At 40.3% G+C, this 22318-nt stretch carries 18 protein-coding genes, 9 tRNA genes, 3 rRNA genes and 1 pseudogene; 2 read left to right on the top strand and 29 right to left on the bottom strand.

Annotated features, from left to right (window positions below):
- Nucleotide 1: 1 nt before the first annotated feature.
- From NSS97_RS30395 to NSS97_RS00875, 19 genes and pseudogenes are all read right to left on the bottom strand, one after another.
- Nucleotides 2-186 (bottom strand): annotated as a pseudogene (locus NSS97_RS30395) (hypothetical protein).
- A gap of 286 nt (nucleotides 187-472) precedes the next feature.
- Nucleotides 473-1819, bottom strand: a complete 1347-nt coding sequence (gene glmM / locus NSS97_RS00960; RefSeq protein WP_016121346.1) for a phosphoglucosamine mutase — start codon at nucleotides 1817-1819, stop codon at nucleotides 473-475.
- A complete protein-coding gene (locus NSS97_RS00955; RefSeq protein WP_341111216.1) occupies nucleotides 1812-3317 on the bottom strand; it encodes a CdaR family protein in 1506 nt (501 codons plus the stop codon). The genes glmM and NSS97_RS00955 overlap by 8 nt, the downstream gene beginning before the upstream one ends.
- Nucleotides 3310-4131: a diadenylate cyclase CdaA gene (gene cdaA / locus NSS97_RS00950; RefSeq protein ID WP_002191712.1), complete on the bottom strand. Its 822-nt coding sequence runs from the start codon at nucleotides 4129-4131 to the stop codon at nucleotides 3310-3312. The genes NSS97_RS00955 and cdaA overlap by 8 nt, the downstream gene beginning before the upstream one ends.
- A gap of 257 nt (nucleotides 4132-4388) precedes the next feature.
- Nucleotides 4389-5282: an arginase gene (gene rocF, locus NSS97_RS00945; protein ID WP_044440586.1), complete on the bottom strand. Its 894-nt coding sequence runs from the start codon at nucleotides 5280-5282 to the stop codon at nucleotides 4389-4391.
- A 270-nt stretch (nucleotides 5283-5552) separates the two neighbouring features.
- A complete protein-coding gene (locus tag NSS97_RS00940; protein WP_044440584.1) occupies nucleotides 5553-6698 on the bottom strand; it encodes a glycerate kinase in 1146 nt (381 codons plus the stop codon).
- Between the two features lie 125 nt (nucleotides 6699-6823).
- A tRNA-Ala gene (locus tag NSS97_RS00935) sits at nucleotides 6824-6896 on the bottom strand.
- A 10-nt stretch (nucleotides 6897-6906) separates the two neighbouring features.
- Nucleotides 6907-6978: transfer RNA gene (locus NSS97_RS00930), tRNA-Gly, on the bottom strand.
- A gap of 5 nt (nucleotides 6979-6983) precedes the next feature.
- Nucleotides 6984-7059 (bottom strand) — tRNA-Lys (locus NSS97_RS00925).
- A gap of 5 nt (nucleotides 7060-7064) precedes the next feature.
- Nucleotides 7065-7139 (bottom strand) — tRNA-Gln (locus NSS97_RS00920).
- Between the two features lie 65 nt (nucleotides 7140-7204).
- Nucleotides 7205-7288 (bottom strand) — tRNA-Tyr (locus NSS97_RS00915).
- A gap of 16 nt (nucleotides 7289-7304) precedes the next feature.
- Nucleotides 7305-7380: transfer RNA gene (locus NSS97_RS00910), tRNA-Val, on the bottom strand.
- 5 nt (nucleotides 7381-7385) lie between these two features.
- Nucleotides 7386-7460 (bottom strand) — tRNA-Glu (locus NSS97_RS00905).
- A 23-nt stretch (nucleotides 7461-7483) separates the two neighbouring features.
- A tRNA-Thr gene (locus NSS97_RS00900) sits at nucleotides 7484-7556 on the bottom strand.
- 4 nt (nucleotides 7557-7560) lie between these two features.
- Nucleotides 7561-7635 (bottom strand) — tRNA-Asn (locus NSS97_RS00895).
- 9 nt (nucleotides 7636-7644) lie between these two features.
- Nucleotides 7645-7760 (bottom strand): 5S ribosomal RNA (gene rrf, locus NSS97_RS00890).
- A 91-nt stretch (nucleotides 7761-7851) separates the two neighbouring features.
- A 23S ribosomal RNA gene (locus tag NSS97_RS00885) occupies nucleotides 7852-10773 on the bottom strand.
- A gap of 146 nt (nucleotides 10774-10919) precedes the next feature.
- Nucleotides 10920-12471: ribosomal RNA gene (locus tag NSS97_RS00880) — 16S ribosomal RNA — on the bottom strand.
- Together the 16S, 23S and 5S rRNA genes with 9 tRNA genes alongside form the textbook arrangement of a ribosomal RNA operon.
- 224 nt (nucleotides 12472-12695) lie before the next feature.
- Nucleotides 12696-12914 (bottom strand): hypothetical protein, encoded by a 219-nt coding sequence (locus NSS97_RS00875; protein WP_341111211.1) that lies wholly within the window; start codon nucleotides 12912-12914, stop codon nucleotides 12696-12698.
- A gap of 193 nt (nucleotides 12915-13107) precedes the next feature.
- Here NSS97_RS00875 and pdaB point away from each other — a divergent pair, with 193 nt between their 5' ends.
- Nucleotides 13108-13872: a polysaccharide deacetylase family sporulation protein PdaB gene (gene pdaB, locus NSS97_RS00870; protein ID WP_002091556.1), complete on the top strand. Its 765-nt coding sequence runs from the start codon at nucleotides 13108-13110 to the stop codon at nucleotides 13870-13872.
- Nucleotides 13873-13996: 124 nt separating this feature from the next.
- Here the strand turns inward: pdaB and kbaA are convergent, their stop codons facing one another.
- On the bottom strand, nucleotides 13997-14608 hold the full coding sequence (kbaA, locus tag NSS97_RS00865) for a KinB signaling pathway activation protein KbaA (RefSeq protein ID WP_002091555.1): 612 nt from the start codon (nucleotides 14606-14608) through the stop codon (nucleotides 13997-13999).
- A 139-nt stretch (nucleotides 14609-14747) separates the two neighbouring features.
- Between kbaA and gerD the strand changes: the two genes are divergently transcribed.
- The gene (gene gerD / locus NSS97_RS00860; RefSeq protein WP_002009716.1) at nucleotides 14748-15362 is read left to right on the top strand and encodes a spore germination lipoprotein GerD; all 615 of its coding nucleotides are present in this window, start codon (nucleotides 14748-14750) and stop codon (nucleotides 15360-15362) included.
- A gap of 53 nt (nucleotides 15363-15415) precedes the next feature.
- Here gerD and NSS97_RS00855 read toward each other — a convergent pair whose 3' ends face one another.
- The 9 genes from NSS97_RS00855 to NSS97_RS00815 all read right to left on the bottom strand — a co-directional run bounded on the left by NSS97_RS00855 (nucleotide 15416) and on the right by NSS97_RS00815 (nucleotide 22241).
- On the bottom strand, nucleotides 15416-16483 hold the full coding sequence (locus NSS97_RS00855) for an Mrp/NBP35 family ATP-binding protein (protein ID WP_002009718.1): 1068 nt from the start codon (nucleotides 16481-16483) through the stop codon (nucleotides 15416-15418).
- Nucleotides 16484-16627: 144 nt separating this feature from the next.
- Nucleotides 16628-17341 (bottom strand): N-acetylmuramoyl-L-alanine amidase CwlD, encoded by a 714-nt coding sequence (cwlD, locus tag NSS97_RS00850; protein ID WP_002009721.1) that lies wholly within the window; start codon nucleotides 17339-17341, stop codon nucleotides 16628-16630.
- A gap of 66 nt (nucleotides 17342-17407) precedes the next feature.
- Nucleotides 17408-17836 carry a DUF2521 family protein gene (locus tag NSS97_RS00845; protein WP_002029335.1) on the bottom strand — a complete coding sequence of 143 codons (429 nt, stop codon included), beginning with the start codon at nucleotides 17834-17836 and terminating at the stop codon, nucleotides 17408-17410.
- 161 nt (nucleotides 17837-17997) lie between these two features.
- Complete coding sequence (rpsI, locus tag NSS97_RS00840; protein WP_002009728.1) at nucleotides 17998-18390, bottom strand: 30S ribosomal protein S9; 393 nt, start codon at nucleotides 18388-18390, stop codon at nucleotides 17998-18000.
- Between the two features lie 21 nt (nucleotides 18391-18411).
- A complete protein-coding gene (gene rplM / locus NSS97_RS00835; RefSeq protein ID WP_002029337.1) occupies nucleotides 18412-18849 on the bottom strand; it encodes a 50S ribosomal protein L13 in 438 nt (145 codons plus the stop codon).
- A gap of 152 nt (nucleotides 18850-19001) precedes the next feature.
- Nucleotides 19002-19745, bottom strand: coding sequence for a tRNA pseudouridine(38-40) synthase TruA (gene truA, locus NSS97_RS00830; RefSeq protein WP_002124694.1), 744 nt, complete (start codon nucleotides 19743-19745; stop codon nucleotides 19002-19004).
- A gap of 14 nt (nucleotides 19746-19759) precedes the next feature.
- Entirely contained in the window at nucleotides 19760-20554 is a 795-nt protein-coding gene (locus NSS97_RS00825) for an energy-coupling factor transporter transmembrane component T family protein (protein ID WP_002124692.1), read from the bottom strand.
- Nucleotides 20542-21423 carry an energy-coupling factor ABC transporter ATP-binding protein gene (locus tag NSS97_RS00820; protein WP_044441810.1) on the bottom strand — a complete coding sequence of 294 codons (882 nt, stop codon included), beginning with the start codon at nucleotides 21421-21423 and terminating at the stop codon, nucleotides 20542-20544. Before NSS97_RS00820 ends, NSS97_RS00825 begins: the two co-directional genes overlap by 13 nt.
- On the bottom strand, nucleotides 21399-22241 hold the full coding sequence (locus NSS97_RS00815) for an energy-coupling factor ABC transporter ATP-binding protein (RefSeq protein ID WP_002009740.1): 843 nt from the start codon (nucleotides 22239-22241) through the stop codon (nucleotides 21399-21401). Before NSS97_RS00815 ends, NSS97_RS00820 begins: the two co-directional genes overlap by 25 nt.
- Between the last annotated feature and the right edge of the window lie 77 nt (nucleotides 22242-22318).

Raw genomic sequence — 22318 nt, 5'->3', positions numbered from 1 at the left:
GTTACAAATGCTTACACTGCTTTGCGAACATGTAACGACATAGTCCGATACCATTTATTTATATTAAAAAAACGGATTACATATTGCTAGCCCTGTAAGCTTGTAACGGCTTTCACCTTCCTCTCGATTGGGTTAAAGTCCGTATATACTTATACAGCTAGTATTCATCCGTTCCTTTTCTCTCATCACACTTTCACCTTTGTCCACTAAGTCACCTTAATGTTTTAAGTAAAAGATTGCGGTTGTGATGAACAACCGGGAGTCATCCGCCGAAATCTCGATAAACTCCACCTCGTCAACTACACTACTTGTAGTTCTGGCGCTTTTATAATTTACAATATTTCCTTTGAGAAAAAGAACAAGACCATCGTATAACAAACAATATAAATCGTCAATGAAATTTTTTTCATTGTCTATAAAACATATGAAAAAGGAGCACTTCTTGTGCTCCTTTTAAAACAAATTTGGTAAATTATTCAGCTCCAACTTCCGCTTTCACAACTTCTACAATACGATGTACATACCCATCACAAATTTCTTGTGTCGGTGCTTCTGCCATTACACGAATAAGTGGTTCTGTTCCAGATGGACGAACAAGAATACGACCGTCTCCGTTCATTTCTTCCTCTACAACACGAATAATTTCTTTAATTTCCTCGTTTTCTAATGCTAGTTTTTTATCTGTTACACGAACGTTTACTAGTAATTGTGGGAATTTTGTCATCTCGCCTGCAAGCTCAGATAATGGCTTTTTCGTCATTTTCATGATGTTTACAAGTTGAAGTGCACTTAACATTCCATCACCAGTTGTAATGTAATCAAGTAAGATAATATGACCTGATTGTTCTCCGCCCAGGTTATATCCACCACGTTTCATCTCTTCCATTACGTAGCGATCACCAACTGCTGTTTTATCACTTGTAATATTGTTTGCTTCAAGCGCTTTGTAGAAACCTAAGTTACTCATAACTGTTGAAACAACTGTATTATGTTTCAATTGACCAGTTTCTTTCATATACTTCGCGCAAATAAACATAATTTGATCGCCATCAACGATGTTTCCTTTTTCGTCTACTGCGATTAAACGGTCTCCGTCACCATCAAAAGCAAGACCAATGTCAGCACCTTTTTCTTTTACTAATTCAGCTAACACTTCTGGATGCGTAGAACCTACTCCAGCGTTAATATTCATACCGTTCGGTGAAGTTCCCATTGTTGAAATATCAGCTTCTAAATCTGCAAATAAATATGGAGCTAAAGAAGATGTAGCACCATGTGCACAATCTAAAGCAATATGTAAACCAGAGAAATCTTCCTCTACAGTTTGTTTAATGTATTGTAAATATTTTTGTCCACCTTCAAAGTAATCACTCACTTGTCCAAGGTTAGTACCTGTTGGACGTGGTAGCTCATCAACTTCTTTGTCTAATAACGCTTCAATTTCTGCTTCTTGCTCATCTGTTAATTTAAATCCATCTGAACCGAAGAACTTAATTCCATTATCTTGTACTGGGTTATGAGATGCAGAGATCATAACACCTGCTTGCGCCCCTAAAGCTTTTGTTAAATAAGCCACACCTGGTGTAGAAATAACACCAAGGCGCATTACTTCCGCTCCAGTTGATAATAGGCCTGCTACTAAAGCTCCTTCTAGCATATGTCCAGATACACGTGTATCACGGCCAATAATTACTTTTGGACGATCTGTATCTTTTGTTAATACATAGCCGCCAAAACGTCCTATTTTAAAAGCTAATTCAGGTGTTAATTCCTTATTTGCAACCCCGCGTACTCCGTCTGTACCAAAATATTTACCCATTATTATTCGCTCCTTTTTCGTGCTCTTTTTGATTATCTACTGTTGGTTCTTGGCTCGTTTCTTGGCCATTTTCTTTTTCTTTTTCTGTGTCTTTTTCTTTTTCTTTTTCTTTTTCTTTGTCTTTTTCCTGATCCTTTTCTGGATCTGGTTCAGGATTTTTTGGTTTTTCAGTTTGATTTTCTTGATTGTTTTTTGAATCTGGTTGTTCAATATTACCCTGTACTTCTTTATCCGGCTTTTCTTTCTTCACAATTGTGACTTTAGCACTTTTTTGTTTTGCTTCTATCGAAATATTACCAGGACCACTCACTTGAATAGAAACATCTTTCGTCCCCGGAGATATATTTTGCAGATTAATCGCCGCTGTTATTTGAGCAGCTGTTATTTTATCTACTATACTTGCTTCTCCTGAAATATCAACGCTTATCTTTCCATCTTGTGGCGAAAGTAGCTGCGCAGTAACATCATTCGGAATTCCACTTTTTTGAATCGGGATACCATCAATAGTTTTACTTTTCGTTTGTTTTACCTTTTGTACCCCTACGGAAACCTTCACTTGATTTGGTTTTGCACTTGTTACACCTTTTGGCAATAAAACAGAGGCATCGAATGTTGTAGAATCCGTCAATTGACTAAAATCTACCTCGACCCCCTCTATAGATTGTATATTATCCAAAATGTCTTTTGGACCTGCTATCGTTACTTCTTTTGGTTCAACACTAATATTTGTAACAGCTAAACCTTCTGGTAAATTCCCCTTTTTCGAATATGTTAAAGGAACTGTTTTTTCGACATTATTTGCTGTAGCCTGTGTTGCTACATTCACCGTTACACTTATTTTAGATGGACTTGTTTTTACATTTAAACGTTTTCCTTCTTTATTGTATAATGTAACGTCTGCTGTTTTTGTAACTGTTTTATTAACACCTTTTAAATCTATATATGCCTTAGCAGATGAAATACTTTCTATTTCTTCTTTTGTTCCAACTACTTCAACAGTGTCAGGCTTAATACTTGATTTCTCAATGGTAGCACCTGCTGTCATCTGGTCTTCATTTGATAATTTTAAATCTACATGAACATACTTTTTCGCTTTTTCATGAAGAGTGACTTTAATTGTTGCTGGCTGAACTGTCCCCTTCACATCATCTGGAAGCCCGTTCGCTTTTAAAGAAACTTCATACGTTCCTTTTTGACTATCTCGCAAATCAACTGATATATCAAATTGTTTTTTTGCTTTTGCTGTAGCAACTGCTGATTTTGGACCTTCCAACTTCACCTTGACTCCACCTGATGGAATACCACTTACAATATATTTCTCTTCATCATACTTAAGGGTAATAGGATAATCAGTTAATGTTTCTTTCGTTTCATTTACGAAAGGTAATATACTCGATGTCGTATTTTTTTCAGTTAAAGTTGCTGACATGAAAAGCATACACGCCAATAGTAATGAGATTCCTTTTAAAAACCAATGATTCTCCATTAACTTATCCATGACGCTTTCTCCTCCAATTCCATAAAGACGAAGAAGTCGTTTTTTCATTCCCACTAAATTCTGCTAACAACATGTCCTTCAGCTGTTCTGTCTTCAAATCACGATGTAACTTACCGTTTTTCGTTAAAGAAATTTGGCCTGTTTCTTCCGATACAACTACTGTAATACTATCAGTGACTTCACTAACTCCCATTGCAGCGCGATGCCTAGTTCCTAACTCCTTAGAAATAAATGGGCTTTCTGATAACGGAAGGTAACATGCTGCTGCTTTAATTGTACTTCCCTGCATAATTACTGCTCCATCATGAAGAGGGGTATTAGGGATAAAAATATTAATGAGTAATTCCGATGACACATTTGCATTTAGCGGAATACCCGTTTCTACATAATCATCCACCCCAGTCTCTTTTGACAAAGTAATTAGTGCACCAATTCTACGTTTTCCCATATATTCCGTTGCTTTCGCTATCGCTGTTGCAACAATTTCAGGTTCATCGTCCTCGTGAGTTCCCACACGCGAAAATAAGCTACCCCGTCCTAGCTGCTCAAGTGCTCTTCTCAATTCTGGCTGGAAGATAATAATAACGGCTAAAAATCCCCACGTTAATACTTGTTCCGTTAGCCAATATAGCGTATGCAATTCAAGTAAAATACTAATCATCCGGACGACAATAATAACTGTAATACCTTTTAAAAGTTGCACAGCCTTCGTGCCCCGAATTATAAGAATTAGCTTATATATAATAAACCATACAACAGCAATATCTAATGCCGTACTAAGATATTTCAAAATGGTCGTATCTTCAAAAGGCATGCTAACCCTTCCTCCTACTTACGAGCAATTCTATCCATATATTGAAATATTATTTTATGCTCTATCTGTATGTATTTCCAACAACTAGTTAATTATACCATACATGAACCAAACGACAATTACAAACGCCCCCCTTTAGCTTAAATTGGTAAGATGTCAAACTTTCTTATCCTACTTATCCTACAGTATAATATAAGTCATTATTATACGCCTATTTTCAAATAAAAAAAGCAACTTCTCAGTTGCTTTTCTTACATTTATTTTAGTTTTTCACCGAATAAAGAACCCATTAAAGCAACCGCTGTTGTTGCTGTTCTATTTCTCTCATCTAAAATCGTATTTACTTCAACAAATTCAGCAGATGTAACAATATCAGCTTCTGCTAACATTTCCATCGCTAGGTGGCTTTCACGATACGATAAACCACCAATTACAGGCGTCCCAACTCCTGGTGCATCATGAGGATCAAGACCATCTAAATCTAATGATAAATGAACACCGTCAGTATGAGATAAGTAAGCCATTGTTTCTTCCATAACAGCCGTCATACCCATACGATCAATTTCATGCATTGAAAATACTTTAATGCCTTCATTACGAATAAAGTCTTTTTCCCCTTCATCTAATGCACGTGCACCTATAATTACAACGTTCTCTTTTTTTACTTTCGGGTATGCCCCATATAAATCTACAAGTGAAGAATGTCCATAACCTAAACTTGCAGCAAGTGACATACCGTGAATATTTCCAGATGGTGATGTTTCTTCTGTATTTAAATCACCGTGTGCATCATACCAAATAACACCTAAATTTTTATAATGTTTCGCCACACCAGCTAGCGTACCGATAGCAATACTATGATCACCGCCTAATACAAGTGGAAAACGACCTTCTTCTATAATATGATCAACCTTAGTCGCTAGTTCATTACATACAGTTGCAACTTGAGTAAGGTTTCGTAACTTTGTATTTTCATCTACTTCTTTTTCTCTCTCTATACATATATCTCCCATATCTTTTACGTCATATCCAATTTGTTCAATTCTTTCAACTACCCCTGCATAACGGATCGCGCTTGGTCCCATATCAACCCCGCGACGCATCTGTCCTAAATCCATTGGAACTCCAATAACTGAGATTTCTTTTTTCATAGATAGTATCCCCCTTTTATGCCTTCACTAAATATTTTAAATCTTTTATATAGTCTGACTCAACTCGACATTTTTCTGCATGGATATACATTTTATTCACTTATATTTATGTTGGACTCCCGATTTTTAAACTATTCTATGTATAAAGTTAACTTAATGAACCAACTAACTTTTCTATCAGCTAATATTTTTATCCGTGCCTTTCTCCATCAATACCTAGAATTACACAAAATATCCTCAAATAACTGAATTTAAAAAACACTTCTACACTTAGAAGCGTTTTTCTGATGCTAGTTTCCACACTGCTGCAATATTTTTTGCTGTCATTTCGATATTCTCTTCTGCCGCTTTATATGCTTCTTCTAATGTCATTGGGCTAGCCGTAATACTAAACACTGCATCAATTCCCTTTTCGTAAACAGTCGTATAATTCGAGGATACAGATCCACCAATAGCAATTACAGGAATATGACGACATTTCGCCCGCTTCGCGACACCAACAGGAGCTTTTCCATAAGCTGTTTGTTCATCTATCCTTCCCTCACCAGTTACAATAAGATCGGCACCCTCTATACACTTATCAAAATTTGTATAATCTAATACAATTTCAATCCCTTTTCTTAGCTGTCCCTTTAGTACTGCAACGACAGCCGCTCCCATTCCTCCAGCTGCCCCTGCACCAGGTATTAGGGACACATCAAAAGATACATACTGTTTAAGTATATTAGCATAATGTTTTAAATTCCCGTCTAGCTCTTTCATCATCTCTACATTCGCACCCTTTTGTCTCCCAAATACAAAAGACGCTCCCTTTGGTCCAACTAATGGATTGTCGACATCACATGCTGCTTCTAGCTTTATATCCTTCAAACGTGTATCCATACGAGAAAGGTTAAGAGCAGTAATCAAATGTAATGTTCCTCCAGAGGGCTCAATTACTTCACCTTTCCTATTAATAAACTCTACGCCTAAAGCAGACAACATACCTGCCCCACCATCATTTGTAGCACTTCCTCCAAGCCCTAAAATAATGTGTTTAGCTCCTTGATCTAATGCATGTAATATCAGTTCACCTGTCCCTTTTGTCGTTGTAATAAGTGGGTTTCTCTTTTCAGTTGGAACGTGTTGTAATCCTGATGCTGCCGCCATTTCAATAAATGCTGTCTCCTTATCCTTAGACATACCATAATAGGCTTGCACACTCTCCCCAAGCGGCCCTGTCACATTAAGTGATATAATTTCCCCCATTGTAGCACCAACAAGAGATTCGACCGTTCCTTCACCTCCATCTCCAATTGGTACTTTAACGTACTCTGCTTTAGGAAAAACTGCTGCAAAGCCCCTTTCAATAGCTTCACATACCTCTATAGCTTTCAGGCTTTCTTTATATGAATCCGATGCAATGACAACTTTCATAATTATCCCCCCTTATTCAATCCCTTTTTTTCATTTTAAACGATATACGGAAAAGTTTCCTTTTTGAGTGGAATTTAAACACAAAAAAAGCTTACATCATTTGATGTAAGCTTTTCCTATTTATATGGAGCCTAGCGGGATCGAACCGCTGACCTCCTGCGTGCAAGGCAGGCGCTCTCCCAGCTGAGCTAAGACCCCTTAGTAATTAAGCGGAAGACGGGATTCGAACCCGCGACCCCAACCTTGGCAAGGTTGTATTCTACCACTGAACTACTTCCGCGAAAATGGTGAGCCATGAAGGATTCGAACCTTCGACCCTCTGATTAAAAGTCAGATGCTCTACCAACTGAGCTAATGGCTCGTAAATGGCTGGGCTAGCTGGATTCGAACCAGCGCATGACGGAGTCAAAGTCCGTTGCCTTACCGCTTGGCTATAGCCCATTAATATTTACTAGTATGGTTATCTTTTCAAAAAAATAAACCCTCTCAGGTTATTTTAAAGAAAATGGTGGAGGGGGGCAGATTCGAACTGCCGAACCCAAAGGAGCGGATTTACAGTCCGCCGCGTTTAGCCACTTCGCTACCCCTCCGACATTTAAAAATATATGGTGGAGGATGACGGGATCGAACCGCCGACCCCCTGCTTGTAAGGCAGGTGCTCTCCCAGCTGAGCTAATCCTCCAAAAGTGGTGACCCGTACGGGATTCGAACCCGTGTTACCGCCGTGAAAGGGCGGTGTCTTAACCACTTGACCAACGGGCCAAAAAAAAACAAAACTTTTCCCAAGCTTCCAACCGGGCTTGAACCGGTGACCTCTTCCTTACCATGGAAGTACTCTACCAGCTGAGCTATGGAAGCATAATGGCTCCGCAGGTAGGAATCGAACCTACGACCGATCGGTTAACAGCCGATAGCTCTACCGCTGAGCTACTGCGGAACAATATAAGCCTGGCAACGTCCTACTCTCACAGGAACAAGGTCCCAACTACCATCGGCGCTAGAGAGCTTAACTTCCGTGTTCGGTATGGGAACGGGTGTGACCTCTCTGCCATCATTACCAGACTTTTATCATTATACACATTCTTTTGAGAATGTCCAAAGGAATTTTAAATATATATTCCTTCAAAACTAGATAACATTAGCTTCATATTATATGGTTAAGTCCTCGATCTATTAGTATTCGTCAGCTCCACATGTCACCATGCTTCCACCTCGAACCTATCAACCTGATCATCTTTCAGGGATCTTACTAGCTTACGCTATGGGAAATCTCATCTTGAGGGGGGCTTCATGCTTAGATGCTTTCAGCACTTATCCCTTCCGCACATAGCTACCCAGCTATGCCCTTGGCAGAACAACTGGTACACCAGCGGTGCGTCCATCCCGGTCCTCTCGTACTAAGGACAGCTCCTCTCAAATTTCCTGCGCCCACGACGGATAGGGACCGAACTGTCTCACGACGTTCTGAACCCAGCTCGCGTACCGCTTTAATGGGCGAACAGCCCAACCCTTGGGACCGACTACAGCCCCAGGATGCGATGAGCCGACATCGAGGTGCCAAACCTCCCCGTCGATGTGGACTCTTGGGGGAGATAAGCCTGTTATCCCCGGGGTAGCTTTTATCCGTTGAGCGATGGCCCTTCCATGCGGAACCACCGGATCACTAAGCCCGACTTTCGTCCCTGCTCGACTTGTAGGTCTCGCAGTCAAGCTCCCTTATGCCTTTGCACTCTACGAATGATTTCCAACCATTCTGAGGGAACCTTTGGGCGCCTCCGTTACACTTTAGGAGGCGACCGCCCCAGTCAAACTGCCCACCTGACACTGTCTCCCGGGTCGATGAGACCCGTAGGTTAGAATTTCAATACAGTCAGGGCGGTATCCCACCAGCGCCTCCACCGAAGCTAGCGCTCCGGTTTCAATGGCTCCCGCCTATCCTGTACAAACTGTACCAAAATTCAATATCAGGCTACAGTAAAGCTCCACGGGGTCTTTCCGTCCTGTCGCGGGTAACCTGCATCTTCACAGGTACTATAATTTCACCGAGTCTCTGGTTGAGACAGTGCCCAAATCGTTACACCTTTCGTGCGGGTCGGAACTTACCCGACAAGGAATTTCGCTACCTTAGGACCGTTATAGTTACGGCCGCCGTTTACTGGGGCTTCAGTTCAGAGCTTCGCTTACGCTAACCCCTCTCCTTAACCTTCCAGCACCGGGCAGGTGTCAGCCCCTATACTTCGCCTTACGGCTTCGCAGAGACCTGTGTTTTTGCTAAACAGTCGCTTGGGCCTATTCACTGCGGCTTTCCGTTAAGAAAGCACCCCTTCTCCCGAAGTTACGGGGTCATTTTGCCGAGTTCCTTAACCAGAGTTCTCTCGCACACCTTAGGATTCTCTCCTCGCCTACCTGTGTCGGTTTGCGGTACAGGCACCTTTTATCTCGCTAGAAGCTTTTCTTGGCAGCGGGGAATCAAAGACTTCGCTCCATAAGGAGCTTCCCCATCACAGCTCAGCCTTCACGATAAGCGGATTTGCCTACTTATCAGCCTAACTGCTTGGACGTGCACAACCAATCGCACGCTTCTTCTATCCTTCTGCGTCCCTCCATTGCTCAAACGATAAAGAGGTGGTACAGGAATATCAACCTGTTGTCCATCGCCTACGCCTGTCGGCCTCGGCTTAGGTCCTGACTAACCCTGAGCGGACGAGCCTTCCTCAGGAAACCTTAGGCATTCGGTGGACGGGATTCTCACCCGTCTTTCGCTACTCATACCGGCATTCTCACTTCTAAGCGCTCCACCAGTCCTTCCGGTCTGACTTCACTGCACTTAGAACGCTCCCCTACCACTGATACCATTGGTATCAATTCGCAGCTTCGGTGGTGTATTTAGCCCCGGTACATTTTCGGCGCAGAGTCACTCGACTAGTGAGCTATTACGCACTCTTTAAATGGTGGCTGCTTCTGAGCCAACATCCTAGTTGTCTAAGCAACTCCACATCCTTTTCCACTTAATACACACTTTGGGACCTTAGCTGGCGATCTGGGCTGTTTCCCTCTTGACTACGGATCTTATCACTCGCAGTCTGACTCCTAAGGATAAGTCATTGGCATTCGGAGTTTGACTGAATTCGGTAATCCGATGAGGACCCCTAGTTCAATCAGTGCTCTACCTCCAAGACTCTTACACTTAAGGCTAGCCCTAAAGCTATTTCGGGGAGAACCAGCTATCTCCAGGTTCGATTGGAATTTCTCCGCTACCCACACCTCATCCCCGCACTTTTCAACGTGCGTGGGTTCGGGCCTCCATTCAGTGTTACCTGAACTTCACCCTGGACATGGGTAGATCACCTGGTTTCGGGTCTACGACCACGTACTAAACGCCCTATTCAGACTCGCTTTCGCTGCGGCTCCGCCTCTTCAGCTTAACCTCGCACGGGATCGTAACTCGCCGGTTCATTCTACAAAAGGCACGCCATCACCCATTAACGGGCTCTGACTATTTGTAGGCACACGGTTTCAGGATCTCTTTCACTCCCCTTCCGGGGTGCTTTTCACCTTTCCCTCACGGTACTGGTTCACTATCGATCACTAGGGAGTATTTAGCCTTGGGAGATGGTCCTCCCAGATTCCGACGGAATTTCACGTGTTCCGCCGTACTCAGGATACATTCAAGAGAGAACGAAGTTTCGACTACGGGGTTATTACCCTCTGTGACGGACCTTTCCAGGTCGCTTCGTCTACCTCGTTCCTTTGTAACTCCGTATAGAATGTCCTACAACCCCAAGAGGCAAGCCTCTTGGTTTGGGCTAGATTCCGTTTCGCTCGCCGCTACTCAGGAAATCGCATTTGCTTTCTCTTCCTCCAGGTACTTAGATGTTTCAGTTCCCTGGGTCTGTCTTCCATACCCTATGTATTCAGGTAAGGATACCATACCATTACGTATAGTGGGTTTCCCCATTCGGAAATCTTCGGATCAAAGCTTACTTACAGCTCCCCGAAGCATATCGGCGTTAGTCCCGTCCTTCATCGACTCCTAGTGTCAAGGCATCCACCGTGCGCCCTTTCTAACTTAACCAAACTAAAATTAAAAAAATATGAGCTACACTGTTATCTAGTTTTCAAAGAACATACATTTAAACTTGAGAGATAGTTCTCTCAAAACTGAACGAAACAAAACAAGTCAACGTTTATTGATGAACTGCGTTCATCAATTCTCCATAGAAAGGAGGTGATCCAGCCGCACCTTCCGATACGGCTACCTTGTTACGACTTCACCCCAATCATCTGTCCCACCTTAGGCGGCTGGCTCCATAAAGGTTACCCCACCGACTTCGGGTGTTACAAACTCTCGTGGTGTGACGGGCGGTGTGTACAAGGCCCGGGAACGTATTCACCGCGGCATGCTGATCCGCGATTACTAGCGATTCCAGCTTCATGTAGGCGAGTTGCAGCCTACAATCCGAACTGAGAACGGTTTTATGAGATTAGCTCCACCTCGCGGTCTTGCAGCTCTTTGTACCGTCCATTGTAGCACGTGTGTAGCCCAGGTCATAAGGGGCATGATGATTTGACGTCATCCCCACCTTCCTCCGGTTTGTCACCGGCAGTCACCTTAGAGTGCCCAACTTAATGATGGCAACTAAGATCAAGGGTTGCGCTCGTTGCGGGACTTAACCCAACATCTCACGACACGAGCTGACGACAACCATGCACCACCTGTCACTCTGCTCCCGAAGGAGAAGCTCTATCTCTAGAGTTTTCAGAGGATGTCAAGACCTGGTAAGGTTCTTCGCGTTGCTTCGAATTAAACCACATGCTCCACCGCTTGTGCGGGCCCCCGTCAATTCCTTTGAGTTTCAGCCTTGCGGCCGTACTCCCCAGGCGGAGTGCTTAATGCGTTAACTTCAGCACTAAAGGGCGGAAACCCTCTAACACTTAGCACTCATCGTTTACGGCGTGGACTACCAGGGTATCTAATCCTGTTTGCTCCCCACGCTTTCGCGCCTCAGTGTCAGTTACAGACCAGAAAGTCGCCTTCGCCACTGGTGTTCCTCCATATCTCTACGCATTTCACCGCTACACATGGAATTCCACTTTCCTCTTCTGCACTCAAGTCTCCCAGTTTCCAATGACCCTCCACGGTTGAGCCGTGGGCTTTCACATCAGACTTAAGAAACCACCTGCGCGCGCTTTACGCCCAATAATTCCGGATAACGCTTGCCACCTACGTATTACCGCGGCTGCTGGCACGTAGTTAGCCGTGGCTTTCTGGTTAGGTACCGTCAAGGTGCCAGCTTATTCAACTAGCACTTGTTCTTCCCTAACAACAGAGTTTTACGACCCGAAAGCCTTCATCACTCACGCGGCGTTGCTCCGTCAGACTTTCGTCCATTGCGGAAGATTCCCTACTGCTGCCTCCCGTAGGAGTCTGGGCCGTGTCTCAGTCCCAGTGTGGCCGATCACCCTCTCAGGTCGGCTACGCATCGTCGCCTTGGTGAGCCGTTACCTCACCAACTAGCTAATGCGACGCGGGTCCATCCATAAGTGACAGCCGAAGCCGCCTTTCAATTTCGAACTATGCAGTTCAAAATATTATCCGGTATTAGCCCCGGTTTCCCGGAGTTATCCCAGTCTTATGGGTAGGTTACCCACGTGTTACTCACCCGTCCGCCGCTAACTTCATAAGAGCAAGCTCTTAATCCATTCGCTCGACTTGCATGTATTAGGCACGCCGCCAGCGTTCATCCTGAGCCAGGATCAAACTCTCCAATAAAGTTAGTTTGTCTAGCATCTAAAAATAAAAATTGACGTTCACGTTGTTTGTTTCGTTCAGTTTTCAAAGAACTACTTGGTCGCTCATTTGCGACTTCCTTATGTTAACATCTTCATTTTTCGATGTCAACTAAGTTTTTTAATTTCTTTTTTGTCGTTTTCTGCGTTTCTGCATCAGCGACGTTTATTAATTTATCATATCCTTACTCTTAGCGTCAACACTTTTTAATAAAAAATTCTTTTTCTTACATAACGAATACATTCTTCCCTATTAGCAACTCTCCGAAATAAACAAAAAATGATTTTATACCTTTCTTCCATCGCCTTTTTTACAACGCTATGTATACGCTCATCTTCAAAATCAAATAAAAATTCCTCTAACTCTCTCTTCAGTATGTATTCAATTTCTTTTCTCTCTTCCTTCGTCAACATAATCCCAAGCAAATTATCACCCCAATAACTCCTTACGTGTACCGATAAACGCCCCACTTATTTTCAATTATCAATACTGTATCATCAAAAAACAAAATTCTATCACTCATTATATCCACCACTTACGATATTAATCCCTTGTTCTCTTTTTTTAATTTAAAGCATATATGTAACTGAAAAGGATTGGACAAAGGGGCGTAATATTATGTTTTTCTTTTTTATTACGAGTAAAAGAACATTTAAACACATTAGCTTAATAATCGTACTTTCCTTATTTACAGCATGGCTACTCTTTTTAAAAACATATTCACATGAATCTGCTTTTTCAACTGCTACTGGCCCTAAAGTGATTTACAAAGGGGACACTGCAAAAAAACAAGTTGCATTCACGTTTGACATTAGTTGGGGGGACAAAAAAGCTATTCCAATCCTTAATACACTCAAAGAAAGAGAAATTAAGAATGCAACCTTCTTTCTCTCTGCTGCATGGGCTGAAAGACACCCTGATATTGTCGAACGCATCATGAAAGATGGACATGAGATTGGTAGTATGGGCTATAATTACACATCCTACACTTCACTAGAAGCAAATGAAATACGACGAGATCTTTTGCGGGCACAAGATGTTTTTACGAAACTTGGCGTAAAACAAGTCAAGCTATTACGTCCACCTAGTGGCGATTTTAACAAAACAACTCTTAAAATAGCGGAATCACTCGGATACACCATCGTTCATTGGAGTAACAATTCAAATGACTGGAAAAATCCCGGCGTAAATAAAATCATTTCCACAGTCTCTAGCAATTTAAAGGGTGGAGATATCGTCTTATTACATGCTTCTGATTCTGCCCTTCAAACAAATAAGGCTTTACCATTACTCTTACAAAAATTAAAGAGCGACGGATATGAACAAACATCTGTATCACAACTTATTTCCAACACAAGTACAAAAAGTGAAGATATTAAGTAGTTCCTTTCTACACGGTTCTTCACACATAAAAAGCTCTGCTATCTTTTGTTAAGATAGCAGAGCTTTTTTATCCTAGCATTTACAGACGATAAGAATCTGGATAATTAAAAATCCACTCTCCTCATTAAGCTGACTTACTCTTTTGTCCAATTAAACGATGCAATACAAGTAACTGATATGAATTACATAATAAAAGTGGTATCACCATTAAATATAACCAATCTGTATCATTAATCCGGAGCGCTGGTACCCATTCAAGAATTGTTACAACAACCATAAAGAACAGAGCGGGAACAAATGCTTTTTTATTCGTTTCTTTACTCTTTATATAAGCGACAATTGCCCCAAACATAAATAACATCCCAGCAACAAGTATGTTATTCCCTAATGAAACTTCCCCATTTGCAACAAGTACTGACCTTAAATAAACGAAATCAAACAATACGAACGCAATAAAGAACAGTTGCACTGTATTCCATAAAGAAGATGACCGAAACATCCCTAATCCAAAACGATGGATCGTTAAATACGCAAAGAACCCCATTTGACTTATAACACTAAAAATAAATCCTACGCCCATCAACCAAAAGGAAATTGCTAAAATCTCTTTTCCGTCGAAATTTTGAAAAAATTTAGCGTACTTGTCCCACTCTAAAACAAAACCAATAAAGACTGTGCTAATCCCACCAAGAAACAACGTCGTAAAAAATAGTCGTACCCACTTGCGGCTATTCACAACACATCCCCCATTATTCTTATATTTCTAATTAAATTGTAACAATGACAATTTCAAAAAGCTAGCCATGTTAATGTATAAATTCCTTAAAGAGATTTATATTAAAAAAAGAGAACTTTGCTGAAAGGAGCTCCAACTTATGAAACGGATGCTGCTCGTTTTGATTTCTTCTTTTCTATTTATAGCACTAGCGGCATGTGCACAAGAAAAAGAAGCAAAATCCGAACTTGATTATGATCAAACAAAAAAAATGATTGTTGATATTTTAAAAACCGATCAAGGAAAAAAAGCGATCCAAGATGTATTAACTGATGAAAAAATGAAACAAGCACTCATACTAGATGAAACAGTAGTAAAGAAAACGATTGAAGATGCACTGGTATCTGAAAAAGGGCAACAATTCTGGGAAAAGCTCTTTAAAGACCCTGAGTTCTCATCGAAATTTGCTAAAAGTATGGGAAAAGAACAAACAAACTTAATGAAAACTTTACTAAAAGATCCTGAATACCAATCAGGTGTTATAGAGATTATGAAAAATCCTGAAGTAGAGAAAATTATGTTACAAACAATGAAGAGTAAAGAATATCGTCAATATTTACAGCAAGTACTAACTGAAACTGCCGAAAGTCCTCTCTTCCAAGCTAAGATGATTGACATCATTAGTAAAGGTGTACAAAAAGCCGAAAAAGGTGGGTCTGATAAGAAAGGCGCAGGTGGTGAAGGCGGTTCTCAAGATGGGAACAAAGAACAATAATAAAAATTATAGCACTGAGTGGACAATGTATATATTGTCCACTCATTACTACTTTATTTTTGTGTAACAGCTGTTTTATCAATAACTGTCTCAGCTATCGTACGATAAATGAGACCCGTTGTATGTGTATCTTCATATACTGACGGCGCAAAGTCCTCTTTATTCCAATCAGGTTGTTGAAGTGGAATTCGGCCAAGTATATCCGTTTGGAGTTCCGTAGCCAATTTATCTCCTCCACCTCTTCCAAACACATACTCTTTTTCACCAGTCGCTTTACTTTCAAAATACGCCATATTTTCAACAACACCAAGAATACTATGTTCTGTACGTAAAGCCATGGCTCCAGCGCGCGCTGCTACAAATGCCGCTGTTGGATGCGGCGTTGTTACAATAATCTCTTTACAAGCCGGCAACATCGAATGTACATCTAAAGCAACATCACCCGTACCTGGTGGTAGGTCCAATACTAAGTAATCTAAATCACCCCACTCTACTTCTGTGAAAAAGTGATTTAACATTTTCCCAAGCATCGGTCCTCTCCAAATAACAGGTGCGTTATCTTCTACAAAGAATCCCATTGAGATTACTTTCACGCCTAGACGCTCCACTGGTATTATCTTATCACCTCTTACGATTGGACGTTTTTCTATACCCATCATATCCGGTACACTAAAACCGTAAATATCCGCGTCGATGATACCAACCTTTTTGCCTAAACGAGCTAAAGCAATTGCAAGGTTAACAGAAACAGTTGATTTCCCTACTCCACCTTTTCCACTTGCCACTGCTAAAAATGTTGTATTTGAGTTCGGTGATAATAAGGATTCACTTTTCTCTTCCTCTTGCGGTGGTGCAAACTGAGCTAATTCCTCTTCTGTAAATTCTGCAAAACGAAGTCCCACTGTTGTTGCTCCAAGTTCTTTTACTAACTTTACAATTCCAGACTGCAACTGCATTTGTTCCGCTGTACCCGTCTTTACAATTGCAATTTTAACACTTACATGTTCCTTCTCAGGCTTGACTGTCACCTCTTTAATTGCATTTGTTTCTTTTAACGTTTTATGTATAAACGGATCTACAATCCCTTCCAATGCTTCCACTACCTGCTCTTTTGTTACCATAATTAGCCCAGCCCCCTGTATGAAAAATAACGTATTGTTAATTAAATTTATCTCTCTTTATTTTTGAAATAAATGCGTTTACATTTCCAGTATAACATATTTTCGGAAAACTTCGTTAACGAGAGAAACTCGAAAAAATCCTCCTTATTCTGGAGGATTTCCTTTTTCCGTAAAATAACGTAATATACCACGATATATTGCAGCAGCTACTTTTTGTTGGTATTTCTCCGAATTTAACATATATCTTTCATTCACATTCGATAAAAAGCCAGCCTCAATTAAAGCACCTGGTGTTTTGGCATACTTCAATAAATACACGTGAGGAATTGTTTTAGCAGAACGATTCGTATTTTCTAAGCTTGTTCTCAATTCAGCTTGTATAAATTTCGCAGCCCGTTCATTTTCAATAGAAGAACGATAGTAGAACGTTTGTGCGCCCTTAGATCCACTACTAGTTAGGGCATTTAAATGAATACTCGCAAAAAAGTCTACATCAGGCTTATTAATGATCTCAACACGCTTTTTTAAATCCTCTGCTTTACGTCTACTATATGACTTTGTATCTTTATTAGCTAAATCATAATCTCCTTCACGCGTTAAAATAACTAAAGCACCTTGTTCTTGTAAATAATCTTGTACCTTTTTTGTAATCTCAAGTGTAATATCTTTTTCTACAATATCCTTTCCACCAACAGCCCCTCCGTCTGGCCCACCATGCCCAGCATCTAGTACAATCACTTTCCCTGATAAGGGTAAATTCCAAGCTCGCCACGATTTTGTAATTTGAAATTCTTGTTTAACTAAAAAAAACAAAACAACCGCAGCGAGCGCAAAAGAGATAATTCGAATTCTCTTCATACCTTTCCTCCTCCAGCTAGTCCCTCTAATTACTTATATGGGACAAGAGGAAAGTTTATGCTTGTCTTAGTGTAGCTTTAATCGATATCTTCTTTCGCCTTTTTCATAGCCTTCCTGCCACCACAAGCCGATAAACTGCTGGCAAGATTCAAAAAGCAATTCCTCGTCTTGCAACTTAATTTCACGTATAGTCATACTCGTTAAAAATTGAAATAACGTTTCAGTTAATTGTTGTTCTTCTTCTAAAGCCCTATATTTCACATCAAAGAATGATTCGCCATGATAACCAAATTTACTGTATCTCGCTCCTAATAAATAAGATTCTATCCCTAGTTCAATGCAATAATCTTCATACTGACGATGAAGTTCTTGCATTTGAAAGGCATCACGAATATTTAAACGCAATGTTTTTAATGATAATTCTCGCAGCATCTTCCGCTCGTATTTTAACTGCTTTTCTTTTTGTTTTTCTTGTAAGCTGACAATGACATTCATAGTACTTATAAACCTCCCTAATACGTATTAGTCTAAACTTCTAAAGAAGAAGCATACGTAGGACGGTAGCACTAAAATATTCCAAGCTAAAAAAATTACAAAAGAAGAATTAAACATAAAAAACCCCAACCAAAATGGTTGGGGTTTGTAGTTCGCAAAAATTAACGTTTTGAGAACTGAGGTGCACGACGTGCGCCTTTAAGACCGTATTTTTTACGCTCTTTCATACGTGCGTCACGAGTTAATAGACCCGCACGTTTTAATGTTAGACGGTATTCTGGATCAGCTTTTAATAAAGCGCGAGAAATACCGTGACGAATAGCACCAGCTTGACCAGTGTATCCACCACCATTTACGTTTACAAGTACATTGTAGTTACCTAAAGTTTCTGTTGCAACTAGAGGTTGTTTCACTACTTCACGTAATGCAGCAAATGGGATATAGTTTTCAAAATCACGACCGTTAATAATAACGCGTCCTTCGCCTGGAACTAGGCGTACGCGCGCTACTGAACTCTTACGACGTCCAGTGCCATAGTATTGAACCTGTGCCAAAGTAAGCCCTCCTTTAATTAATTATCCGCGAAGTTCGTAAACTTCTGGTTGTTGTGCTTGGTGTGGATGCTCTGCTCCAGCATACACGTTTAATTTCTTAGACACTTGACGTCCTAAACGTCCTTTTGGAAGCATGCCTTTAATTGCAAGCTCTAACATTTGTACAGGGTAGTTTGTACGCATTTCTAGAGCTGTTCTTTGCTTAAGTCCACCTGGGTGGTTAGTGTGACGGTAGTAAATTTTATCGTTTAATTTATTACCTGTTAAATGAATTTTCTCAGCGTTAATAATAATTACATGATCACCCGTGTCAACGTGTGGTGTAAATGTTGGTTTGTGTTTACCACGTAAAATGGATGCTACTTCAGTAGATAGGCGACCTAAAGTTTGACCTTCAGCATCAACCACATACCATTTACGCTCAACTTCGTTAGCTTTTGCCATAAAAGTCGTACGCATGTGTTTCCCTCCTCGTTATCTTTTCCATAGAAAAAATCTATTGTTTATCTTAAACACGATTTCCTTCCGGGGCTAATCGTGGTTTTAGAAACAATACCATATGTTATGATATACTTTTGAGTTTCTAATGTCAAGCAAATGTTACACCAGGATTAGTTGTTATAGTTTACCTGCCATAAGTAAAGTCCATGACCTGGAGCCATCTTTCCAGCAAACTGGCGATTTTGCTTCGCTAAAATCTCTGGAATACTATCCGGATCAAGCTTTCCTTGACCTACGCTAAGTAACGTACCAACAATAATTCTGACCATATTATATAAAAATCCATTACCTACAAAGCGAAAAATTAATTCATCGTCTTGCTCAATTAATTCGATTTCATAAATTGTTCGTACTTTATCTTTTTTGTCAGTTTTTGCCGAACAAAAAGAAGTAAAGTCATGCGTTCCAATAAAATAAGGAATCGCTTTTCTTATAGAGTTTATTTCGAGTGGATATGGATATTGATATACGTAATTTCTACGGAATACATCCGCAGTCTTTGATAATAATACACGATAGCGATATTCTTTTTTCTCGACACCGTAACGTGCATGAAATTCTTCTGTTTTCTTCTCTACCTGCCTGATAATAATATCATCCGGCAACATTGTATTTAAAGCATTACTCCATTGCCACTCTTCAAGAGACAAAGGTGTATCAAAGTGTATCACTTGTCCTTTGGCGTGAACAGTAGAATCCGTTCTGCCTGATGCCTGCACACGAACAAGTTCTCCTTTATGCAACTTCTGCAATGCTTTCTCTATTTCTTGTTGAACAGTCCGATGCTGTGGTTGAATTTGGTAACCACAAAAATGAATGCCATCATATGCAACTGTACATTTTATTCTTTCCATTTCTCTATTCTCCATTACGACCGCACCCATGCCAAAATACAAGCTAAACAAAGTAAGCTTACAATTGTTACTGTATCACTTATTTTCCAGCGTAGTTGCCTAAATTTAGTACGTCCTTCGCCACTTTTATATCCACGAGATTCCATCGCAATCGCTAAGTCCTCTGCACGCTTAAAAGCACTGATAAATAATGGAACGAGTAGTGAGATAATAGCTTTCATCCTATCTTTTATAGGTCCCCCGGCGAAATCAATGCCCCGTGACGCTTGTGCTTTCATAATTTTACTCGTTTCATCCATTAATGTCGGGATAAAACGTAGTGAAATTGACATCATTAATGCGATTTCATGAACAGGAACTTTTATACGCTTGAACGGCTTTAATAACGTCTCCAACCCATCTGTAATTTCAATAGGTGTCGTCGTTAACGTTAATAATGTCGTCATTAAAATAATAACGAAGAATCGTATAGAAATGTATATCCCTTGCTCTAATCCTTTTTCATGTATCGAAAACCAACCAAGCTGGAATAGTACTTCCCCTTCTTTATTTGTAAAAATATGCAGGAAAAATGTAAAAAGAAAAATCCACAGAATTGGTTTTAAGCCCGAAAGTACATAACGAATCGGCACTTTTGCAAAAAATAAAGCAATGAGTGCATATAAAAATAAAAATCCATATGAAATCGCATTATTTGCTAAGAAAACAACAAATACATATAAAAAGACAATCAACAGCTTCGTACGAGGATCAAGTTGATGAATGAGTGACTGACCTGGAATATATCTCCCAATAATCAACTGCTGCATGATTCATGACCACCTTTTCGTAACACCTGTACAACTTCATGAGTAAGATCCTCTAAAGATAAGGTAGCCTTCGAAATTGAAATACCAAACTTCTCTTCAATTGCACGTTTATACTTTAAAGACATTGGAAGATCCACACCGATTTGTTCTAATTCATCAGCATATGAAAATACTTCCTCTGCTCTTCCTTGCAAAAAGACCGTTCCTTTATGCATGACCACTATTTGATCTGCATACTTAGCGGCATCCTCCATATTATGGGTAACAAGAATGACTGTAAGCCCCTGTTCCTTATGCAAATTGTAAAACATCTCCATGAGCTCGTGCTGTCCTTTTGGATCAAGCCCTGCTGTAGGTTCATCTAATACAAGCACTTCGGGTTCCATCGCAAGTACGCCTGCTATTGCAACACGCCTCATTTGCCCACCGCTTAATTCAAACGGAGAACGTGCTAATAACTCTATGTCCAATCCAACAAGCTGGATTGCATCTTTCGCCTTTTGTTTTGCCTCTTCTTCAGATACACCAAAATTAGTCGGTCCAAAACAAATGTCCTTTTCAACTGTTTCTTCAAATAGTTGATGTTCTGGAAACTGAAAGACAACCCCTACTTTTTTTCGTAGCGGCTTAAGCTTTTTCTCTTTCTTCCCTGCTGAAATTAAATGTTCACCAATTTGAACCGTACCATTTGTCGGCTGCAATAAACCATTTAAATGTTGAATCATCGTCGACTTACCTGAACCAGTATGACCGATAATGGCATAATAGCCCCCACTTGGAAACGACGCGTCTACATCATAAAGTGCGCGTCTTTCAAATGGAGTTTTATATTGATAACGATGTTCTACTTTTTGGAATGTAATCTCCAAAGTTCGTTCACCAAGCTTTCCATTGTAAGATGCGTATTTTGCAAGTGAATTTCATTTCTTTTTAATAATTCTGCTATTTTCACCGAAAAAGGTACATCTAATCCAATCTCTTGGAGCATATGAGAGGATTTGAAAATTTGCTCTGGAGTACCTTCCTCTAGTATTTCTCCCTTGTTCAAAATAATAATACGGTCTGACTGTGCCGCTTCTTCTAAATCGTGCGTAATCGATAATACCGTAATACCCTTTTGATCAACAAGTTGTCTGACCGTTTCTACTACTTCACGTCTCCCCTGAGGGTCTAACATTGAAGTTGCTTCATCTAGTATTAAAATAGATGGTTGAAGTGCTAGAACACCTGCTATTGCGACTCGCTGCTTTTGTCCACCAGATAACGAATGGGGTTCTTCATTTAAAAAATCTTCCATACGGACAAGTTGCAGAGCTTGTTCTAGTCTTTCTATCATCTGCTCCCTTGGCATTCCGATGTTCTCTAGGCCGAATACAACGTCATCTTGTACTGTCGTTCCAACAAATTGATTATCTGGATTTTGAAATACCATGCCAATTTGCTTTCGAACATCCCATACTGTTTCCTCTGATAAAATCATTGTATCATTTAAAGTAATTTTCCCTGATTCCGGTAAAAATAAGCCATTCAATAATTTTGCAAGTGTAGACTTCCCTGAACCATTTTGTCCAATAACAGATACCCATTCTCCTTCATATAAGGAAAACGAAACATCTTTTAATGCATAAGAGGCTGCCCCAGGATATTGAAATGATATATTTTCTGTCCGAAGTTTCTCTTTTTTCAATACAAGGCACCCTTTCTTTCGTCAAGTTAGCCTATTTTTATACTTAAAAAAAAAGGGCCATGACCAGTTACTTGAAA

The organism is Bacillus sp. FSL R12-0074 (assembly GCF_038005725.1).
Taxonomy (GTDB): domain Bacteria; phylum Bacillota; class Bacilli; order Bacillales; family Bacillaceae_G; genus Bacillus_A; species Bacillus_A mycoides.
The sequence above is the reverse complement of the archived record's forward strand: the minus strand, read 5'-3'. Positions and strand labels throughout refer to the sequence as shown.